The sequence below is a fragment of the Candidatus Syntrophosphaera thermopropionivorans genome, from assembly GCF_004353895.1.
Lineage (GTDB): Bacteria > Cloacimonadota > Cloacimonadia > Cloacimonadales > Cloacimonadaceae > Syntrophosphaera > Syntrophosphaera thermopropionivorans.
In genome coordinates, this window is the sequence record NZ_SMOG01000002.1 from 59477 (window position 1) to 79977 (window position 20501).

Sequence of the window (20501 nt, forward strand, 5' to 3'; positions counted from 1 at the left end):
AGAGGAGAAGAAGATGAAGAAGTTTTTATTAATTATAATTTGCCTGGGGTTATTGTCTACTCTTTTAGGACAAGGTATAGATGATTTAATCTTCCAGGAAAATAAGAAGGACTCTGAGCAGGAGATAATAAAGGTCAATTTTGAAAAGAAAGATGCAAGGTTGGCGATGCTTTATTCTGCTGTTCTACCTGGAGCAGGTCAATTTTATGCTAAACCTTCTGCTGTGATTACCTATATCTTCCCTATCCTGGAAATCGCTATGATTGGCGGAATGATTTATTATGATAAGCAAGGCGATGAAAAAACTAAAGATTATGAAAAATATGCTAATGGCGAGATAGTCACTCATACCTTCAATTATAATGTAGGTGGAGTTGATTATTCCTACACTTATACCGGAACACGCTATAGACGCGACTATCAAACTCAGGTGCAAAATGTTTTGAAGAATATAAATGCTTTTGATATCTATGACGAGACCTTCTTTCGTTTAGACCAATCCGATACTCAGCATTTTTATGAGGATATAGGTAAATATAATAAGTATATCTTTGGTTGGGCAGATTGGTATCATCGCTTTGCCACTGATCCCACTTCAGGAGACGGAACCTTTATTATGGATGACCCTGCTTATGAAGGGCTCTGGGTTTTTACCGGAAGCACCGACCCTCAATTAATCCAGAATAGACGCTGGTATCAGAATTATACCGTGGAAGACTTTATGAATGGAGACCTATCTCATCCTATATCTCCAAAGAGCCCTGAAGCTTCACCCTGGCGTCAGGAATATATTAATATGAGAAAAGATGCTAATAAACAATATGACTATTCTCATTACTTTACGCTTGGTTTAGCTGTAAATCATCTTATTTCTGCCATTGATGCCTATATTATGACTAATCAAGTTAATCGCACAGCTATCACCAAAAATGATAAAATTAAAATGTATTATTATACTGATGTCTCCAATAACAGTCTAACCCCTACTTTAGCCTTAAGAGTAAACTTTTAAATCTATGATGAAACACCTTGTCTTCCTTCTTCTGATTCTTTCAATAATGCCCTTAGCCGCATTACCTAAAATAATATATTCTGCTACTTCTGCTATCTTACCAGGGACAGGAGAACTGGCACTAGGGAAAACAACTCAGGGTGCTATTATGCTCAGTGCAGATATTCTGGTCTGGAGTTCCTTTTTTGCTCTGGAAAAAGAAAAAGATAATTTGACTGATACCTATAAACAATATGCAAAAGTCTATGCGGGAGCTCCAGAAAATATGCCTGCAAGTTATTATCAAAATCTCCAAAATTATATAAGCAGTGACGATTTTAACCGCTATCAGGAACTTTTTGCCCGTAACTATTATTTAATTTATTCTTATAATCCAGAAGGCTATGAAGCTTATATTTTAGCCAATACCTATAGTGATGAAGAAGGTTGGAGCTGGCAAAACCAGACTTATCAAAATCATTATAAAAAGTTGCGCAGAAGAACTCAAAAAGCTAAAATCTATCAAAATCTGAGTGTTGGAGCCTTGCTCCTAAATCGGGTTGTCAGTGTCATAGATGTGTCTCTTACCAATCAAAAAGCAAAAGAGCCATTATCAATCTATTTTACTCCTACCTCCAATAATGGTTTAATGTTCAATGTCCAGCTGGAGTATTAATGCTTAATAAATTCAAAGTAACTTTCTTTTTAATCCTTTTGCTATTGTTGCTGACTGTTTCTCTTTCTGCAGAAAGTCGGGGTGTGAAAGTTTTAAAATCTCTGGTAGTGCCTGGTTTATCACAAATACAGGATGGACATAATTATGGCTATGCAATGCTTTCAGCGGAAGCAGGAATCATATCCACTCTTTTTTATTTTAACGAGGAAGAAAAACTAAAAGCACAAAAATACTATGAATATGCCATCAAATTTGCTCATATAGAACCGGGAAAATATGACGACCAATATTATAGAAATTTGAGCCGTTATAATAGTAGTGGTTTTGAAGCTGGTGGATATAATGCTAAAATTAGAGAGGAAGCTATGCAATTATATCCTAATGACCCTGTTCAGCAACAAGCTTATATTGATGAACATTGCTATCCAGAAGAATATAGCTGGAATTGGGATAGCTTAGAACACCGTCGTCATTACAGTCAACTTAGAATTCAGGCAAGAGATCTTCAAGATTATGGAAAATTAACTATGGGAGTGCTCATAGTAAATCACCTAATCAGTGGAATAGATGCTCTTCGTTATACCGGTAAAGAAATTAATCCGCAAGTATATCTGGATATCAAAGATAACCAACCCCTCTTAATGATTAGTTTTAAGTGGTAATATAAATTATAAAATTGATTATAACTTAAATCAGTTATCTTCAATAAATATATTTTCCAATGCTTTTTCCACCATCTCTGGTGTAATCTGTTTCATACATTCAAATGTCCCTTTAGGACATTTATTTCTTCCATGCAAAGAACAGGGCTGGCAAGCTAAATCAGCTGTTAAAACGATAGCTTTATCATTCAAAGGTGCAAAACCTAAACGAGGATGAGTTCCTCCAAAGATAGCAATCTGAGGTTTTCTTAAAGCGGCTGCTAAATGCATAGGACCGGTATCACCACTTATAATTGCGTCGCAGGCATTTATTTCTGCAGTTAATTGCCTGAGATTGAGTTTCCCACAAAGATTTTTTATATCATCAAAAACTGCATTAAGGCTTCGGGTTAATTCATAATCTGATTGATTACCATAAATCCTAAATTCATATTCATTATGACCATCTTCAATAAGTTTCTTCCAGTTATCTATTTGCCAAATTTTTGTATTATGAGCTGCACCAGGGAATAACGCAATAAGTTTTCTGTCTGGATAAATGCGAGGGGTAATTTCTACCTCTTCGGGAATTAGTTCAGGATGAAGCACGGGATAGCGTATAGAATAAGTGGAACTAAATTTATCCGGAAAGAGTTTTTCTAAAGCGGAATAATATAATCTAACCGTGGATTCTATGCTGATAAAATGATTCCCTCTCACAATTCTTTTTCTTAATTTATGCTGTTTATTATAAATTGCCTTCTTGTGAGAGCGAACCAGATTGCGAATAAGCCAGGTGGAAAACTTATTATGCAAGTCTATCACTAAATCGTAGGATTGTTTGGTAAGATTTATATGCCAGGAAAAGCTTTTAGAATAGGGAATTATTTTTAAATTCAAACCAAAAAGTTCCGGTAAAGTTTGATATTCTGGCTTACAGAGAAAATAGATTTCAGCTTCAGGGAAAAGTTCTCGCAATTCTGCTACTACAGATTGAGTGAGGATTATATCTCCGATAGAACTTAATCTGATAACCAGGATACGCATTATAAGGTGCTTCTGATAATATCGGGAATACGAGGCATAAGCTCCGAAAGCTTTTCTGGATTTTTTCCTCCTCCCATAGCAGAATCAGCTCTTCCTCCACCTTTACCATTGAGTTCTTGAGATACTGCTTTAACAATTTTCCCGGCATTAAATTTATCAACCAAATCTCTTCCCACTACACAAAGAATAGTAATTTTATCCCCTTCTATGGTAAAAAGTAGAGATATGGTGTCTTTGGCTCTGTCTTTAAGCAAATCTCCAAGTTCTCTTAATCTTTCCGGTTCAGTTTCAACGGTTGTACAAAGGAGACTAAAATCGGGATATTCTACTATTTTATCCAGTAATTTATCCACATCAGCAAAACTTTGTCTCTGCTCTTTCTTTTTAAGCTCTTCTTCCAACTCTTTAATCAGATTTTGCATTGTCTCCAATTTTGTTTCCAGCATTTTCTCAGATACATTTAGCACAGCCGCAAGATTTGCTATCCTTTCTTGAAGAGAACGCACAAATTTCTCTGCACCTCTTCCTGTAACAGCTTCTATTCTTCGGATTCCTGCTGAGGAAGAGCTTTCGGAAAGTATTTTAAAAAGTCCAATCTCACCTGTTGCAGAAATATGAGTACCACCACATAACTCTTTAGAAAAATCTTCTACACTAATAACTCTAACTTTTTGACCATACTTTTCGCCAAAAAGAGCCATTGCACCTTCAGAGCGTGCTTCATCAATATCTTTAATCTCAATATGGACAGGTCTGTTCTCTTTAACTATCTCATTAACTATATCTTCCACCTTATTTATCTCATCTTGTGTTAGTGCTTGCAGTTGGGTGAAGTCAAAACGAAGATAATCCGGACCAACAAACGAACCCTTTTGTTGAACATATTCCCCTAATACCATTCTTAATGCTCTATGCAAAAGATGGGTGGCAGTATGATTCCGAGCTATATCTTTCCTTCTTTGAAGGTCAATTTCTGCTTTAACTAAAGGTGAAGATATAGCACCTTTAATCAGATGACCAATATGAATAAACTTATCATCTATGCGTTTAACATCTATTACCTGCATCTCAAAATCATCATTGTAAATTCTTCCTGTATCTGCAACCTGTCCTCCAGATTCAGCATAAAATGGAGTTTTATCAAGTTGTATATGTAAATTGCCTTCATCATCAATCCGATATCTTTGAATATGTGCTTCTATGCTAAAATTATCATATCCAACAAAATCTGTTGGAGTAGAGGGCATTAATTCTATCCAATCCATATCTTCCCATTTATAGATAAATTTAGAGCTTTTCCGAGCTCGTTCTCTTTGTTTTTTCATCTCTTCTTCAAAACCAGCAGTATCAACCTTAAAACCTCTTTCTTCTGCCAGATTGATAGTCAAATCAAGCGGAAAACCATAGGTATCATAGAGTTGAAAGGCATCCTTACCAGAGATAATCTTTTCCGTAGAGTTTGCACAAATCTGATCAAATCTCTCCAAACCTTTATCCAGTGTAGAATTAAAACGCTCTTCTTCTGCTTTAATTACCATCTTAATATAGGCTTCTTTACCTTTCAATTCAGCAAAAGGTTCACTCATTATTTCTACCACAGAATCAACTAAATGAAACATAAAAGGTTCAGAAAATCCCAGCAATCTTCCATGACGAGCAGCTCTACGTAAAATCCTTCTGAGAACATAACCCCTTCCCTCATTAGAAGGAAAACCTCCATCCGCAAGAGCAAAACAAAGACAGCGAATATGGTCAGCTATCACTCTATGAGACATACCAGTTTCAGGATTATAAGGAACCCCACTCATTTGGACGATTTTATCTATGATGGGCATAAATAAATCCGTCTCATAATTACTATAAGTATTCTGGAGAATTTGCACTAACCTTTCAAAACCAGCTCCAGTATCTACATAACGAGATTTCAAAGGCGAAAGTGAACCATCTTCTTCTCTATTATATTGAATGAAAACCAGATTCCATAACTCAATATAACGATTACAATCTCCATTCAATTCACATTTATGACCAGGTACATTCTTTTTCATGCAATGTTCTATACCGCGGTCATAGTGAATTTCGGTGCAAGGTCCACAGGGACCTGTCTCACCCATTTCCCAAAAATTATCTTTATCTCCAAAATAGGATATATGAGAGGAATCTATATCGGTATTATTTTTCCATAAATTATAGCTTTCCTCATCAGTATTATGGACCGTGGCAAAAAGTTTATCTTTAGGTAAATGGAATACATTAGTTAAGAGTTCCCAAGCCCATTCTATAGCTTCTTTTTTATAGTAATCTCCAAAGGACCAATTGCCCAGCATTTCAAAAAAGGTATGATGATAGCCATCTTTACCTACAGCTTCTAAATCGTTATGTTTGCCTCCTGCACGAATACATTTTTGGCTATTAACAGCTCTTTTAACTTCCGGTTCTTTTAATCCCAGAAAGATATTTTTAAACTGATTCATTCCAGCATTGGCGAAAAGTAAAGTGGGATCATCCCAAGGAATTACCGGAGAAGAAGGGATAAAGGTATGCCCTCTTTCCCTAAAGAAATCTATAAAAGTCTGACGAATCTCTTTACTAGTCCACACTTAATTTTGCTCCGTTTTTTCTAAAGCTTCATAATTATCCCTAATCCATTTTTCTGCACTGAAAGCAGCTATAGCACCATCACTAGTAGCTGTGACTACTTGTCTCAAAACTTTATGACGAATATCCCCTGCAGCATAAACACCAGGAATATTAGTATGCATAAATTCATCCGTGTAAACAAAACCTGCTTCATCAAGATTAATCCTGGATTCCAGCAGTTTATTGTTTGGCAAAATCCCTACATAAATAAAAACCCCATCAACAGGTAGGAAACTTATCTCTTGAGTAACCCGATTAAAAATCTCCAGTTTTTCTATTTTATCAGAACCATGAATCTCTTGAACCACTGAATTCCAAATAAATTCAATCTTGGGATTTTGGAAAGCGCGTTCTTGTAATATCTTTTGGGCTCTCAATTCATCTCTTCTATGTATGATGTAAACCTTACGAGCAAAGTGAGTTAAATAAATACCTTCTTCTACTGCAGAATCACCTCCTCCTATAACAGCTACAACTTTATCACGATACAAAGCACCATCACAGGTGGCACAATAGGAAACACCTCTTCCGGTAAAGCGTTGTTCTCCAGGAACATTTAGCCTTCTCGGATAGGCACCAGTGCATAAGATTAAAGCCTTTGTGCGGTATTTGTGCTCACGAGTTTCCACAATTTTGCAGAGACCTTCCATTCCTATTGCCGTAGCTTCTTCATCTAAAAACTTTGCTTGAAATCTTTCCGCTTGTTGTCTCATTCTTTCCGTAAGCTCAAAACCTTCTATAGCATCAGGAAAGCCAGGATAATTCTCCACCTGATGAGCAGAGGTAATCTGACCTCCAATTATAGCTCTTTCCAGGATAATAGTATTTAATCCTCCGCGTGCAGCATAAATTCCTGCAGCTAAACCGGCAGGACCACTTCCTATTATAATTACATCATATTGCATTTTCTACCTCATTACCAAAAGATACTTTATACCCTTTTTAACACTAAGTATTAAAGTCAAGAATTTTATCAAACTCATTAAATATAGTCATTTCTTTGAATACATAAAAGTTAACGAGATAAAACAAAGTAAAAGAAACATAATGTATCATATATCGTAATATTTAATATAATGCATAGATTGTTTATTATTTAATTATATTTAATTTTAATATGTACTATCATTACCGTTCTAACACCTATTTTAGAGAAAGTAATTTATCCATCATTAAATTTCAAATATCTTCCACTTTATCTTCAACAGATGTCCAGCTTATGTCCAACTCATGTCCAGCTCATGTCCAACTCATGTCCGAAATCTATCATAACCTCAACATAAGTGAGCCATTAACTTAATATAAAGAACATAATAAATAGAACTATCAAAGTTAGTAATAGATAAACTAGGTTTATGTCCGAATATTTTGATGCTACACCTTAAGTTAAGCAAAAGTGAGTAGTGCTTAAAATCCATAATTAATGAGGATTAATTAAATGAGTAAAAGAACTTGACCGATAAATAGAAATTAAGAATTTGGAGGTAAATTAAATTGAGGAGAAGATAAATGAAAGTAATAACCGTTAAAATTATGATTCATCCACAATATCCGATGTTTCAACTTGATTTCAATAGCAGTTTAATCCTCAATCTTAATTATAATGATATAATTTTAAGGAATTATGTAAGTTATGGATTATAGGGTCTCAGTAGTTCAGTTTAAACCTGATTTTTTAGCGGTTACAGAAAATCTTAATAAATTGAAATCTGTGCTTTTAGAGATGGAGACGGATTTAGTAGTTTTACCAGAACTCTGTCTATCCGGTTATGTATTCCAGAAACAGGAAGAGGTTGAGAAAGTTAGTGAGACCATTCCGGAAGGATTTGTCTTTCAGGAATTTCGCCAACTTTCTACTGAAAAGGAATTCAGTATAGTTTATGGTTTTGCAGAAAAAGCAGAAAATAGGTATTATAATTCAGCAGCTCTGATAAATCCAGATGGCAGTTATTATATTTATCGGAAAACCCATCTTTTTTATAGAGAAAAGCTATTTTTTAATCCAGGAGATACTGGATTTCAAGTTTTCCCTGCTAAAGGTAATATTCTGGTAGGAATAATGATTTGTTTTGATTGGCAATTTCCAGAATCTGCCAGAACTCTTGCTCTTAAAGGTGCACAAATAATCTGCCACCCTTCCAATCTTGTTTTACCCTGGTGTCAACAAGCTATGAAGACCCGTTCCTTAGAAAACCGGGTGTTTTCCATCACATCCAATCGTGTCGGTATTGAATATAATAACGGTGAAACTATGGAATTTACCGGAAATAGTCAGATTTTAGGTACCAAAGGAGAAGTTCTGCTTCAGCTGGATGAAAAAAATGAAGGAATTGGCACAATAATTATTGACCCAAAACTTGCTCTGGACAAATCAGTTAATCCTCTTAATGATGTTTTTAAAGACCGGAGAAGGGAGATGTATGAATTATGAATGAGGAATTGAAAAAAGAGATACAAAAACTTAGAGCTGAAATTGAACACCATAATGAACTCTATTATAAACTGGCAAAACCAGAGATATCAGATTATGAATATGACCAGTTGGTTTTAAGACTTCGTCAACTGGAAGCTCAATTAAGTGCAAAAGAAAGAGAAGAATCACCACTGGAAAAGATAGGAAGTGATTTAACCCCTGGAGCTGAAACCATACCTCATAAACAAAGAATGTACAGTTTGGATAACACATACTCTGCTAATGAATTGAAAGATTGGATATATAAACTGGCAACAGATCTGGGATTCTTCCCTACTCTTTGTACTGAATTGAAAATAGATGGTTTTTCTATCAATCTATATTATGAAGATGGTGTTATGCAATATGGCACCACCCGGGGAGATGGTATTGTTGGAGAAGTAGTTACAAACAATGTCAAATTGCTAAAAGATATTCCTCATAAGATTAATTTCACCTATCCTATAGAGATACGCGGTGAAATATATATGCCCGTAGAAGAATTTTTAAAGCTTAATGAACAACGTAGAGCAAATGAAGAAAAACCCTTTGCCAATCCCAGAAATGCAGCTGCTGGCTCTATAAAATTGAAAGATCCAGAAGAAGTTAAAAATCGGAATCTCAGAGCTATATTCTATAGCGTGGGCTATTGTGAAAATTTACCTGTACAAAGGCAATCAGACTTTCTTAATTGGTTAGATAGTTTAGGTTTCCCTACTGCAAAACAAAGATGTGTCTGTAATTCTTATGATGAAGTGCAAAAATTTTGTGATGAGTGGGAAAATAAACGCTATACATTACCTTTTGAGATTGATGGAATCGTAGTTAAAGTGGATGATTTTGCCTTACAAAGGAAATTAGGCTACACCGCTAAAAGTCCCAAATGGGCTGTTGCTTATAAATTTAAGCCAGAAATGAAAGAAACTCGCTTGATTGAAGTGCAATATCAAGTCGGAAGAACTGGAGCAGTAACTCCTGTGGCAATTTTGGAACCAGTTTATATTTCAGGAAGCACTGTCTCTCGTGCTACTTTACATAATGAAGATGAAATTAGACGATTGGACCTTCATGAAGGAGATACTGTCCTCCTAATCAAATCAGGTGAGATTATACCCAAGATTCTTCAGGTTATACCTGATAAACGGAAACCTAACGCAAAACCAGTGAGTTTCCCTACCCAGTGTCCTGCTTGTGGAAGTCCTTTACAAAAAGATGAAGAAGGTGCAATTCATTACTGTTCCAATGTTGCCTGTCCTGCTCAACTTCAGCGCCGAATAGAACATTTTGCTTCTCGTGATGCTATGGATATAACTGGATTGGGAGAAAGTTTGATCGCAAAACTCTTAGAAAATAAACTCATCTCTGGTATTGCTGACCTCTACCGATTGGACTATGATAAATTGGCACAGTTGGAACATTTTGGTCCTAAATCCGCTCAGAATCTCAAAAATGCAATTGAAGCTTCTAAAACCAGAAATTTTGATAGAGTACTTTATGCCTTGGGCATTAGATATGTAGGAACTGTTACCGCAAGATACTTAGCTGAATATTTTGGAGATATAGATTCTCTACGCAATGCCAGTCTGGAAAGTCTTTCTCAAGTTCCAGAAGTTGGAGAAAAAGTTGCTTTAGCTATTAAAGCCTGGTTCAGTCTACCTGAAAATATAAAATTGATAGAGGAGCTTCGTTCTTTGGGAATAAATTTCACTTATAGAAGAACTCAAGCCTCTAATGCTTTGGCAGGTAAAACTTTTCTCATAACTGGAACTTTACCTCATTATTCCCGAAGAGAAATGGAAGACTTAATTCAAAGTCATGGTGGAAGAATCATTAGTGGAGTAAGCTCCAATCTGGATTATTTAATTGTGGGAGAAAATCCAGGTTCTAAACTAACAAAAGCACAGAAAATACCCACAATCAAAATAATCACTGAAGATGAACTTCTGGAGATGATAAAACAGTGAAAATCCTGTCCCGCTACATCCTGAAAGAGCATCTCAGTCCCTTTTTCCTCTCGTTACTCGTGGTAACTTTTGTTCTGCTCATAGATAGAGCCATAGATTTAATGAATACTATTATTGAAAAGAGACTGGATATTGGAACGGTATTACAGCTTTTTGGACTATCTTTACCTTATATGCTCTCGCTCTCCATTCCAATGGCTGTGTTAGTGGCAACAATTCTTACTTTTGGAAAATTGACTGTTGACCGTGAAACGATAGCAATGAAAGCCAGCGGAATCAATATCTATAGCCTGCTGGGACCTCTTTTTATCGCAGCAATACTTTTTACCGGGCTAATGGTTTATTTTAACCACTATTTTCTTCCTAATACTAATCATAAATTAAAGAATCTCACGGTTAAAATAGCCTATTATAGACCGATGACCATCATAAAACCTAAGGAATTTACCACCATTTCTGATTATACTATCTACACGGAAGAAAATTTAAATGATGAGCTAAAAAATGTTCTTGTTTATGACCGAACGCAAGCCAATTTTCCTCGTATAATAACTGCTCAAAAGGGAAGAATAGTACAAATGGATAAAGGTAATAGCCTTCAGGTAATTTTACAAAATGGAGAAATGCACAATCGTAATGAACAGGAAAAAGGGAAATATCAGGTGACTAAATTTGAGACTTTTACTGTAAATATTAGAGATTTAGCTGTGGGAATGGATTTTGGTGAAAGTGGTTATCGTTCTGATAGGGAAATGACCTATAATCAGTTAGTAGCAGATATAAATAATAAAAAACAGGAACTTACAAATCAAAAACTGGAAATTACTAATCTGCAAAAAAGATTGGAAGAATTGCAAAAACAACCTGATGATTATGCCAAAAGTGTAGAAACTCGTCGTCTAAGCATTATGAAAAGTATGGCAGAAGACCAGTATAAAGAAATTCTGGAAAATCTCCGTTCACTCCAGGTGGAATATCACAAGAAGTTTGCCCTTGCATTTGCTATAATTATATTTGTTATGATGGGTGTACCTATCGGATTGATGACTCGTTCCAGTGGAATTGGAATGGCTTTCTCGGTTTCTTCAGTTATCTTTCTAATCTATTATATAGCTTTAACAGGTGGAGAACAACTGGCAGACAGAGCCTTGATGAGTCCTTTTCTTTCAATGTGGATAACGAATATCATCTTCTTCATTATAGGACTGTGGCTCATCCATCTTTCTATCCACGAAAAGCAACTAATTAACTTGAACCTTCTTCAGTGGAAGCTTTCTCATCGTAAAGCTAAACCTGAAGAAACTCCAGATGAAATAATACATTAATAAACTAAGATGCGTATTTTAGACCGTTATATCGTTCGTGAATTCCTCAAGACCTATCTGGTTATCTTTATCTGTTTTGCTGCTGTGTTCACCGTTATTGACGTCATAGATAATCTGCCTAAATTGATAAGAAATGGTGCCACTGTTGAACAAGCGATAGAATACTATCTACTTCGTTTACCTTATCTGCTGGTGCTCACCTCTCCTGTGACTATCCTGATTACTGGTCTATTCTTGATGGACAGTCTTTCCAAACACAATGAAAGTGTAGCCATTCGTGCTGCTGGAATCAGTATTCATCGGACTATGCTTCCACTTTTCCTGGTTGGACTAATTATTAGTATTATAGTTGCACTTTTTGGTGAATATGTAGTTCCCTGGGCGGAAAAAACTCGTAACTATGTGTATAATGTGGAAATAAAGGGAGAACCAGAAGAAAGTAATATGCTCAAAGCCAGAGTTCATTATCGGGGCACAAAAAATGATTTCTATTACTTTGGTTTCTTTGATGGATACAACAATACTTTACGGGTGATAGACCTCGCCCAATTAAATCCTGAAAGTAAAGAGATTGCTAAACATATTACTGCTTCTGCAGCAGTCTGGCAAAATGATAAATGGATAATCCAGGATTGTGAGATTAGAGATTTTGGACAGGGACAGCAGACACAATATCAATACTATCCGAGCACTGACCTTCCCTTGTTAGATGTGCAACCTAAAGATTTTATTCGCATTACTAAAAAGACTCTTTCTTTAAACTTTTTTGAACTAAAAGATTATATTGCCCGCTTGCAAAAAATGGGTGAAAAAGCACATAAAGAAATTGTAGATTTACATATGAAGATTTCTTTCCCTCTAACCAATCTGATTGTTATCTTCTTCTGTATCCCTATCGCTACTACTAACATAAGGTCTAAGGGTAGGGGTTTAATCTTCCTTCTCGGTTTAGTTGTCTGCTTTATCTATCTAATTTTTGTTAGAGTCTTCCAGAGTCTTGGTTATAATGGTGTTATTCCTCCTGTTTTAGCTGCCTGGTTTCCTAATATTTTCTTCACTATACTCGGTTTGTTCTTCTTGCATAAAGCCGAGATTTAAAAAAAGCTTGAATAAATAATGCTAATTAAAATAATTGCTTTTTTAAAACAATATTTAACCCTCAGGAGTTAATAGATGCTTGACCAACTTGTAAAGAAACAGAAAGTTATAATCTATATAATTGCTATTGCTTTTATACTAAGCATTGGTGCTGGAGGTATTTTTGGAGGAGAAAAAATCATCCAGGCTTTAGGTGGCAATTATTTAGGGAAAGTTAATGGAACTAAGATAACCCCCCAGCAATACAATCTCAAGATTCAAGAAATTAAAGAACGTTATGAAGCTCAAGGACAGAAAATAGATGAAAGCTATATGCCCTATATTCAGAACACTGCTTGGGAAGAACTGGTAAATGAAATACTATGGCAACAGCAGATAAAAAAACATCGCATTAAAGTTACCGAAGCTGAAATTAAGAATGCCATAGAAAACGATATTCCTCAAGAACTGCTGCAAAATGAAAGTCTTCAAACCAACGGTGTCTTTGACAAAAAGAAGTATTTTCAAGCTTTGAATAATAATCCTCAGTTTAAACTGCAGATGTATGAATATATGAAGACCTATCTACCCCGGAAAAAACTCCAGCAAAAAATAATGAGTGAAGCTGGAATAACATTGGACAGCTTGAAACAGGAATTTATCAAAGAAAATGATAAAGTATATGGTAAAACAATCTGGTTCTCCTATCACAAAGCTGATTCGGTTTATGTAAGCGATGCAGAAATCAAAAAATATTATGAAGAACACAAAGATACCGAGTTCAAAAAGGGACCTGCTTCCCGGATTAAATATATTACTATCCCTATCCAACCTTCAGAACGCGATTACAATGAAGTCAAATTGGAAATAGATGAAATCTATCGTATGGTTAATCCAGAAAACTTTCCTATCATCGCTGAACAATACTCAGAAGATGAAAGTTCAGCAAAACAGGGTGGTTCTCTGGGCGTCTTTGGAAGAGGTCAGATGGTTCCAGAATTTGAGAAAGTGGCTTTCTCTCTCAAACCTGGTGAAATTTCTAAACCTTTCAAGACAGATTTCGGCTGGCACATTGTTAAGTGTGATTCAATTATCAACGATCAGATTAAAGCCAGTCATATACTTTTAAAAGTAACCACTTCCGATGAAACAAAAAGAGAATTCTACGAAAAAGCTAAGCAAGCACGCAAACTAATCGCTAAAAAAGGAATAGATGCCGCAGCTAAAGAACTCAATCTGGAGGTTATAACCAGTGACTGGTTGCCTCATGACCAACAACAAATCCCAGGAATTGGTCAGCATGGTGGCTTACATCAATTTATGGTAAAGAAAAAACCTGGAAAGGTTTCTGATGTATTCCAATTAAATATTCAGGGTAAACCCTCCTATCTTATAGCTCAGGTGGTAGAAAATCGTAAATTCTACTATGAGGACTTTAACGCAAAAAAACTCCAGATAAAATATGACCTGGAAAGACAGAAGAAAATAGCGCTGATGAAAGCTAAGGCTGAAGACTTTATAAAAAGAGTTCCTAAAGATAAATACTTTGATGTTGCCGCTGCTGAAGGATGGGACATCATTGAATTAAAGGGACATAAAAAAGATTCCCGTTTACCTGCACCAGTAAATGCAACCCTGGAAGAATTTGATAAAGCTGCTTTGGCACTAAATACGGGTCAATATTCCGATATTGTTAACACCAAAGAGGGTCCTTTTATTATCTATGCTGAAAAACGCGAAAAACCAGATATGCAACAATTCACAAAAGAAAAACAGGAAGAGATTAGAAAACGACTGGAAGAAGCTGCCTTCAATCGCTGGTGGCAACAAATTCGCAAGGAAGCAAAAATTATAGATAACCGCTATAAATACGGATATTATTAAAGCTCTATGAGCAAATTAATGACCAGTGTCAGCGGTGTCCGCGGCATTTTTGGTGAAACTTTAAATCCAATAGTGGCTCTGCAATATGCGAGCCACTTTGGACAATTTATGGCTCAAGAATCAGTTAATCCTGCTTCTCATCATATCCCAAAAATCGTAGTAGGAAGAGATTCTCGCACCACAGGCAAAGCTATGCTCTATGCTATTCTCAGTGGTTTAATTAGCACTGGATGCGAGGTTATTGATTTAGGTATAGTTCCCACTCCAACCGTTCTACTTAATGTAAAAAAACATTCTGCTCAAGGAGGGATAAGCATTACCGCATCTCATAATCCTCCTCAATGGAATGCAATGAAATTTGTTGATGGAGACGGAATGTTTCTCTCACCAGAAAAAGCATCCCGTTTTATTGAATCTGTTAACGCAGAAATTAACTGGAATGACTGGCAAAATATGGGAACAGTAACTGAAGATGCCGAAGCCATTAACTATCACATTCAAAGAATCCTGGCTATACCCTATCTAAATATTGCACAAATTCGTTCTAAGAAATTTAAGGTCGTACTTGATTCTGTAAATGGAGCTGGAGGCTTAGCTTCTCCCTTACTACTTAAAGCTCTTGGTTGTGAAGTAGTAGAAATAAATTCAGAACCTACAGGAGTTTTTGCGCACACACCAGAACCTCTAAATGAGAATCTTCATCAGCTGGAAGAAAATGTTAAATTACATAATGCAGATCTTGGTTTTGCTACTGACCCTGATGTAGACCGTTTAGCTATTGTAGATGAGACAGGACATTGCATTGGAGAAGAATATTCAGTGGCTTTAGCAGAACTCTTTATCCTACCTAAAAGACCGGGAGATATAGTAGTTAATCTTTCCAGTTCTATGCTTTCTGATTATATTGCCAATAAATTTGGAGTTAAAGTGCATCGCACCAGAGTAGGTGAAATTTATGTGGGGAAAAAGATGAAAGAACTACATTCTCCTATCGGTGGAGAAGGAAATGGCGGTATTATATGTCCTGAAGTTAATTATACGCGTGATGCCTTAACTGGTATGGCTTTAATTCTGGCACTTCTTGCTGAAACAGACCAAAAACTATCGGAGATTGTAAATTCACTGCCTCGTTATTATATTGCCAAAGCCAAAATAGAATTACCTTTAGAACAAATTGATAAAGCCCTAAAAAAGCTTCCTTCCTTACTTACTGAGTATGAACTGGATTTTCAAGATGGTGTAAAAGCCATTGCCCCAGACCACTGGATTCATATAAGAAAAAGCGGAACAGAACCAGTTATACGTATCTATGCAGAAAGTGATTCTCTTCAGCGTTCGGAACAACTTTGCCAGGATATTTTAAATAAATTAAATTCCTGAGTATTATCTTTCTCTTCTATTCTTAGTAATTACTTCTTTTAACCCTAAATCAAAATTCATCCTGGAGTCAATAGGTCAATTTAAAGGACAAAATAGAGTTGACCAAAACCTTGCAGATTTTAAAATGTAAAAAAATAATATTAATAGGAGGAAACAATGAGAAAGACCGTTGTAGTAAGTGCCAAACGAACTGCTATTGGCAATTTTGGAGCTGCTTTCAAAGATGTTTCTGCAGTAGACCTGGGAGTTGCTGTTCTAAAAGCTATGCTTTCTGAAACAGGAATTAAAGGTGAACAGATTGATGAGGTCATCATTGGTAATGTCTGCGGAGCAGGATTGGGACAGAATGTGGCTCGTCAAATCTCTATTAAAAGTGGAATTCCGGTAACTGTTCCTGCTTATACTGTAAATAAGGTTTGCGGTTCCGGAATGAAATCAGTAACTTTGGGAGCTTTAATGATAGGAACAGGAGAAGCAGATATCATTGTTGCTGGCGGAACGGAGAATATGAGTCAGATACCTTATGCTTCACCAGATACCAGATGGGGTTGTAAAATGGGAAATCGTAATCTGGTAGACTTGATGATTCGTGATGGCTTAAGCGATATTTTTAATGATTGTCATATGGGCTTAACGGCAGAAAATCTGGCAGAAAAATATCACATAACCAGGGAAGAACAGGATATCTTCGCTGCGCAAAGTCAGAATAAAGCAGAAGCTGCCATCAAATCTGGTCGTTTTAAAGATGAGATTGTTCCTATTGTAATCCCTCAACGCAAGGGTGAGCCTTTAGTGATTGACACAGATGAAATGCCTCGTCCAGGTGTTACTCCTGAAAGTTTGTCCAAACTCCGTCCTGCTTTTAAAGATGGTGGAACGGTCACAGCAGGAAATGCTTCTGGCATCAATGATGGTGCTGCTTTACTTCTTCTTATGAGTGAAGAAAAAGCAAAAGAGTTAGGACTTCCTATTATGGCAACTTTAGTTAATTACGCTTCTGCTGGTGTTGATCCTGCTTATATGGGATATGGTCCTGTGCCAGCTATTGGTAAAGTGCTAAAAAAATCTGGCTGGAACTTTAACGACCTACAATTGATAGAACTCAATGAAGCATTTGCGGCTCAGTCTTTAGCAGTTTTCAAGGGTCTGGAAGAAGAAGGAATAGGAAAGATTGATTTATCAATCACCAATGTCAACGGTGGAGCTATTGCGCTGGGACATCCTATCGGAGCCAGTGGAGCTCGCATTATTGTTTCTTTACTCTATGAAATGCAAAAACGGGATGTACATAAAGGTTTGGCTGCTCTTTGCATTGGTGGTGGAATGGGCATTGCTTCTTTATGGGAAAGATAGGGAGTAAATAAAATGGCAGATAAACTAAAATTAGATAAAAGTATGGCTCTCTTTGAGGAATCACAAAAAGTGGTGCCTGGTGGAGTTGCCGGTATTAGAAGACCTTACAATTTTGTGCCAGGTGAATACCCTATCTTTTTTGATCATGGTAAGGGTGGACATATTACGGATGTTGATGGGAACGAATATATTGATTATTTATGTGCTTATGGACCTATTATTTTAGGTTATCGGGAAGAAGAAGTAGATAATGCAGTAATTGAACAAATCCGAAACAAAGGCATCTGTTTTTCTCTCACTCAACCTGTTCAAACTCAATTAGCTCAAAAGCTTACTGAAATTATACCTTGCTGTGATATGGCAGCTTTCGTTAAAACCGGAAGTGATGCTACCACTATTGCTATTAGAGTAGCACGAGCTTATACTAATAAAGTAAAGATTGCTCGTTGTGGTTATCATGGCTGGCACGATTGGTGCGTGGAAGTGAAAACTGGAATCCCAGAAAAACTCTATGAAGATATCCTGGAATTTCATTATAATGACCTGGATAATCTGGAAGATATTCTCAAAGCTAATGCTAATGATATGGCAGCAATTATTATTACTCCTGTCGGACATCCCTTAGGAAATCCTGTAGAAATGCCAAAACCTGGCTATCTGGAAGGTGTGCGTCAACTGGCAGATAAATATGGTTGCGTGCTTATTTTTGATGAGATTAGAAGCGGATTTAGATGTTCTTTGGGTGGTGCTCAAGAATATTTTGGAGTTACACCTGATCTTGCAACCATAGGGAAAGCTATGGCAAATGGCTATGCTATTGCAGCTCTGGTGGGAAAGAAAGAAATAATGAATGTATTAACTAAGGATGTATTCCTTTCTTCTACCTTCTTTCCCAATTCTGATGCACAGGTAGCAGCTCTGAAGACCATAGAAATTCTGGAAAGAGATAAGGTCCTGGAGGTTATTGCAGAAAAAGGAAAGAAGTTTGGTGCGGAAGTTCAAAAATTGGTAGAAGAATCTGCTCTTCCGATTCAATTTACTGGTGCACCCTGGATGCCTTATATAACCTTTAATCGTGACCCCGAAGGTCTTTATAAAAAGCTTCGTAATGAATTCTACACTCAGCTTATACGTCGCAGAGTTTTCTTGCAACCTTATCATCATGGTTATATCTGTTATCGTCATACAGATGAAGACCTTGCCTACACCGTTCAAACTATTAAAGAATCGCTGGATGAATTAAAGAAACTGGTGTAGCCAATATTAAAAGAAATATGGTGTCCTGGAGGTAGAAAAATGGCTCTTTTCTTTAAAATTTGCCTCCAGCGACTCCTTCTAATTTTTATATAGAGGATAAATGGCAAAATATATTTTCGTAGTAGGTGGAGTGCTTTCTTCTTTGGGAAAGGGTATCGCTACTGCTTCCATTGGATTATTGCTTAAATCTATGGGCTATAAAGTTGTCCTGCAAAAATTTGACCCCTATTTAAATGTTGACCCGGGCACGATGAGTCCTTTTCAGCATGGCGAAATATTTGTTACTGATGATGGAGCAGAGACAGACCTGGATTTGGGACACTATGAACGTTTTACCGATGTATCTTTGACCCGTCATTCCAGTAGTTCTGCTGGTCAAGTCTATGAAACGGTTATCCAGAATGAAAGAAGAGGTGTTTATCAGGGAAAAACTGTTCAGGTAATACCTCATATAACCGATGAAATAAAACATAGAATACGTGCTCTGGAAGCTGATTATGACATCATTATAACGGAAATTGGTGGAACTGTGGGAGACATAGAAAGTCTTCCTTTCCTTGAAGCGGTGCGTCAATTAAGACTTGATTTAGGATATAAAAATACCCTCTATATTATGCTAACCTATGTTCCTTATATTAAATCTGCTGGTGAACTGAAAACTAAACCTTCCCAACACAGTGCCTATAAACTTAGAGAAATAGGAATCCAACCTGAAATCTTGCTCTGTCGTTCAGAAAAACCCTTCGGTAAAGAAATATATGATAAGATTGCCCTTTTCACTAATGTCCCACGAGAAAATGTCATTAATGCTATAGATGTTAAAAGTGTCTATGAGTGTCCTATCACCTTTAAAAATGCCAATCTGCACAAACTTATCTGTCAGCACTTTGAAATTGAATGCAGACCTCTTAATCTTCGTTCCTGGAACAAATTCTTAACTAACAGTCAAGACTGTGTAGACAAGGTCACCATTGCTATCTGTGGCAAATATGTCCGTCATCAGGATGCCTATAAAAGTGTAGAAGAAGCTTTAGTTCATTCAGCTGCCTGGCATCGTCTAAAATTACAGATAAAGTGGATAGATTCAGAACAAAACTTCAAATTTGCCTTACTTAATCGTTCACTTCAGGATGTAGATGGTATTTTGATTCCTGGTGGTTTTGGCGTTCGTGGCATAGAAGGAAAAATCGCTATTGCAGAATATGCTCGCACTCATAAAATTCCCTATTTCGGAATCTGTCTTGGAATGCAGGTAGCGGTTATTGAATTTGCCCGTCATATCTGTCATTTAAAAGATGCAAATAGCACGGAATTTGACCCTAAAACTCCTCATCCTGTAATTCATTTAATGGAAGAACAGCAGTATGTTGAAATGGTGGGGGGAACTATGAGACTGGGTGCTTATTCTTGTAAACTTAAACGAGGAACCTTAGCTCGCAAAGCTTATGGAAAAGTATTAATAAGTGAACGCCATCGTCATCGTTATGAATTTAATAATGCCTACAGGGAAAAATTGGAGTCTAAAGGACTTACCTTCAGTGGTTTTTCTCCTGATGGACTTCTGGTAGAAATCATAGAATTACCTGCTCATCCTTTTTATATCGGAGTCCAGTTTCATCCAGAATTTAAATCTCGTCCTAATAAACCTCATCCTCTTTTCCGAGAATTTATTAGCGCTGCTTATCAATATCATCAAAGTCATTCAACTCCAGTATAAATCATTCTTTAAAGAACTCTGTATAAATTTATCAACAATTTTTGGAATTTTAGTCAATTTTAATTCTTGACGAATTAGATATAAGGCTTAACTTATT

16 protein-coding genes are annotated in these 20501 nt (G+C 36.4%); 13 read left to right on the forward strand and 3 right to left on the reverse strand.

The window, feature by feature from the left end:
• The first annotated feature begins 13 nt into the window (after positions 1-13).
• The 3 genes from E0946_RS01605 to E0946_RS01615 are packed head-to-tail and all read left to right on the forward strand — an operon-like array spanning position 14 to position 2329.
• Positions 14-1012, forward strand: a complete 999-nt coding sequence (locus E0946_RS01605) for a hypothetical protein (RefSeq protein ID WP_133200714.1) — start codon at positions 14-16, stop codon at positions 1010-1012.
• 4 nt (positions 1013-1016) lie between these two features.
• Positions 1017-1667 carry a hypothetical protein gene (locus tag E0946_RS01610; protein ID WP_133200715.1) on the forward strand — a complete coding sequence of 217 codons (651 nt, stop codon included), beginning with the start codon at positions 1017-1019 and terminating at the stop codon, positions 1665-1667.
• Positions 1667-2329, forward strand: coding sequence for a hypothetical protein (locus E0946_RS01615; RefSeq protein WP_133200716.1), 663 nt, complete (start codon positions 1667-1669; stop codon positions 2327-2329). The genes E0946_RS01610 and E0946_RS01615 overlap by 1 nt, the downstream gene beginning before the upstream one ends.
• Positions 2330-2359: 30 nt before the next feature.
• On the opposite strand, the gene E0946_RS01620 is transcribed toward E0946_RS01615, so the two are convergent.
• From E0946_RS01620 to trxB, 3 genes are read right to left on the reverse strand one after another with little or no spacing between them, the layout of a single operon-like run.
• Positions 2360-3355: a glycosyltransferase family 9 protein gene (locus E0946_RS01620; RefSeq protein WP_133200717.1), complete on the reverse strand. Its 996-nt coding sequence runs from the start codon at positions 3353-3355 to the stop codon at positions 2360-2362.
• Positions 3355-5955, reverse strand: coding sequence for an alanine--tRNA ligase (gene alaS / locus E0946_RS01625; RefSeq protein ID WP_133200718.1), 2601 nt, complete (start codon positions 5953-5955; stop codon positions 3355-3357). The genes E0946_RS01620 and alaS overlap by 1 nt, the downstream gene beginning before the upstream one ends.
• Positions 5956-6900: a thioredoxin-disulfide reductase gene (gene trxB / locus E0946_RS01630; RefSeq protein ID WP_133200719.1), complete on the reverse strand. Its 945-nt coding sequence runs from the start codon at positions 6898-6900 to the stop codon at positions 5956-5958.
• A 604-nt stretch (positions 6901-7504) separates the two neighbouring features.
• On the opposite strand from trxB, the gene E0946_RS07435 reads away from it, so the two are divergent.
• The 10 genes from E0946_RS07435 (at position 7505) to E0946_RS01675 (ending at position 20404) form a co-directional block, all read left to right on the forward strand.
• Complete coding sequence (locus tag E0946_RS07435) at positions 7505-7639, forward strand: hypothetical protein (RefSeq protein WP_277997827.1); 135 nt, start codon at positions 7505-7507, stop codon at positions 7637-7639.
• Complete coding sequence (locus E0946_RS01635) at positions 7629-8426, forward strand: nitrilase-related carbon-nitrogen hydrolase (RefSeq protein ID WP_133200720.1); 798 nt, start codon at positions 7629-7631, stop codon at positions 8424-8426. Before E0946_RS07435 ends, E0946_RS01635 begins: the two co-directional genes overlap by 11 nt.
• Complete coding sequence (gene ligA, locus E0946_RS01640) at positions 8423-10411, forward strand: NAD-dependent DNA ligase LigA (protein WP_133200721.1); 1989 nt, start codon at positions 8423-8425, stop codon at positions 10409-10411. The genes E0946_RS01635 and ligA overlap by 4 nt, the downstream gene beginning before the upstream one ends.
• On the forward strand, positions 10408-11736 hold the full coding sequence (locus tag E0946_RS01645) for an LptF/LptG family permease (protein WP_133200722.1): 1329 nt from the start codon (positions 10408-10410) through the stop codon (positions 11734-11736). Before ligA ends, E0946_RS01645 begins: the two co-directional genes overlap by 4 nt.
• Before the next feature lie 9 nt (positions 11737-11745).
• Complete coding sequence (lptG, locus tag E0946_RS01650) at positions 11746-12834, forward strand: LPS export ABC transporter permease LptG (protein WP_133200723.1); 1089 nt, start codon at positions 11746-11748, stop codon at positions 12832-12834.
• A gap of 75 nt (positions 12835-12909) precedes the next feature.
• Complete coding sequence (locus E0946_RS01655) at positions 12910-14697, forward strand: peptidylprolyl isomerase (RefSeq protein ID WP_133200724.1); 1788 nt, start codon at positions 12910-12912, stop codon at positions 14695-14697.
• Positions 14698-14703: 6 nt separating this feature from the next.
• Positions 14704-16077 carry a phosphoglucosamine mutase gene (glmM, locus tag E0946_RS01660; protein ID WP_133200725.1) on the forward strand — a complete coding sequence of 458 codons (1374 nt, stop codon included), beginning with the start codon at positions 14704-14706 and terminating at the stop codon, positions 16075-16077.
• A 156-nt stretch (positions 16078-16233) separates the two neighbouring features.
• The gene (locus E0946_RS01665; RefSeq protein ID WP_133200726.1) at positions 16234-17430 is read left to right on the forward strand and encodes an acetyl-CoA C-acetyltransferase; all 1197 of its coding nucleotides are present in this window, start codon (positions 16234-16236) and stop codon (positions 17428-17430) included.
• Positions 17431-17442: 12 nt separating this feature from the next.
• Positions 17443-18687 (forward strand): aspartate aminotransferase family protein, encoded by a 1245-nt coding sequence (locus E0946_RS01670; RefSeq protein WP_133200727.1) that lies wholly within the window; start codon positions 17443-17445, stop codon positions 18685-18687.
• A 100-nt stretch (positions 18688-18787) separates the two neighbouring features.
• Complete coding sequence (locus tag E0946_RS01675; protein WP_133200728.1) at positions 18788-20404, forward strand: CTP synthase; 1617 nt, start codon at positions 18788-18790, stop codon at positions 20402-20404.
• Positions 20405-20501 lie beyond the last annotated feature (97 nt).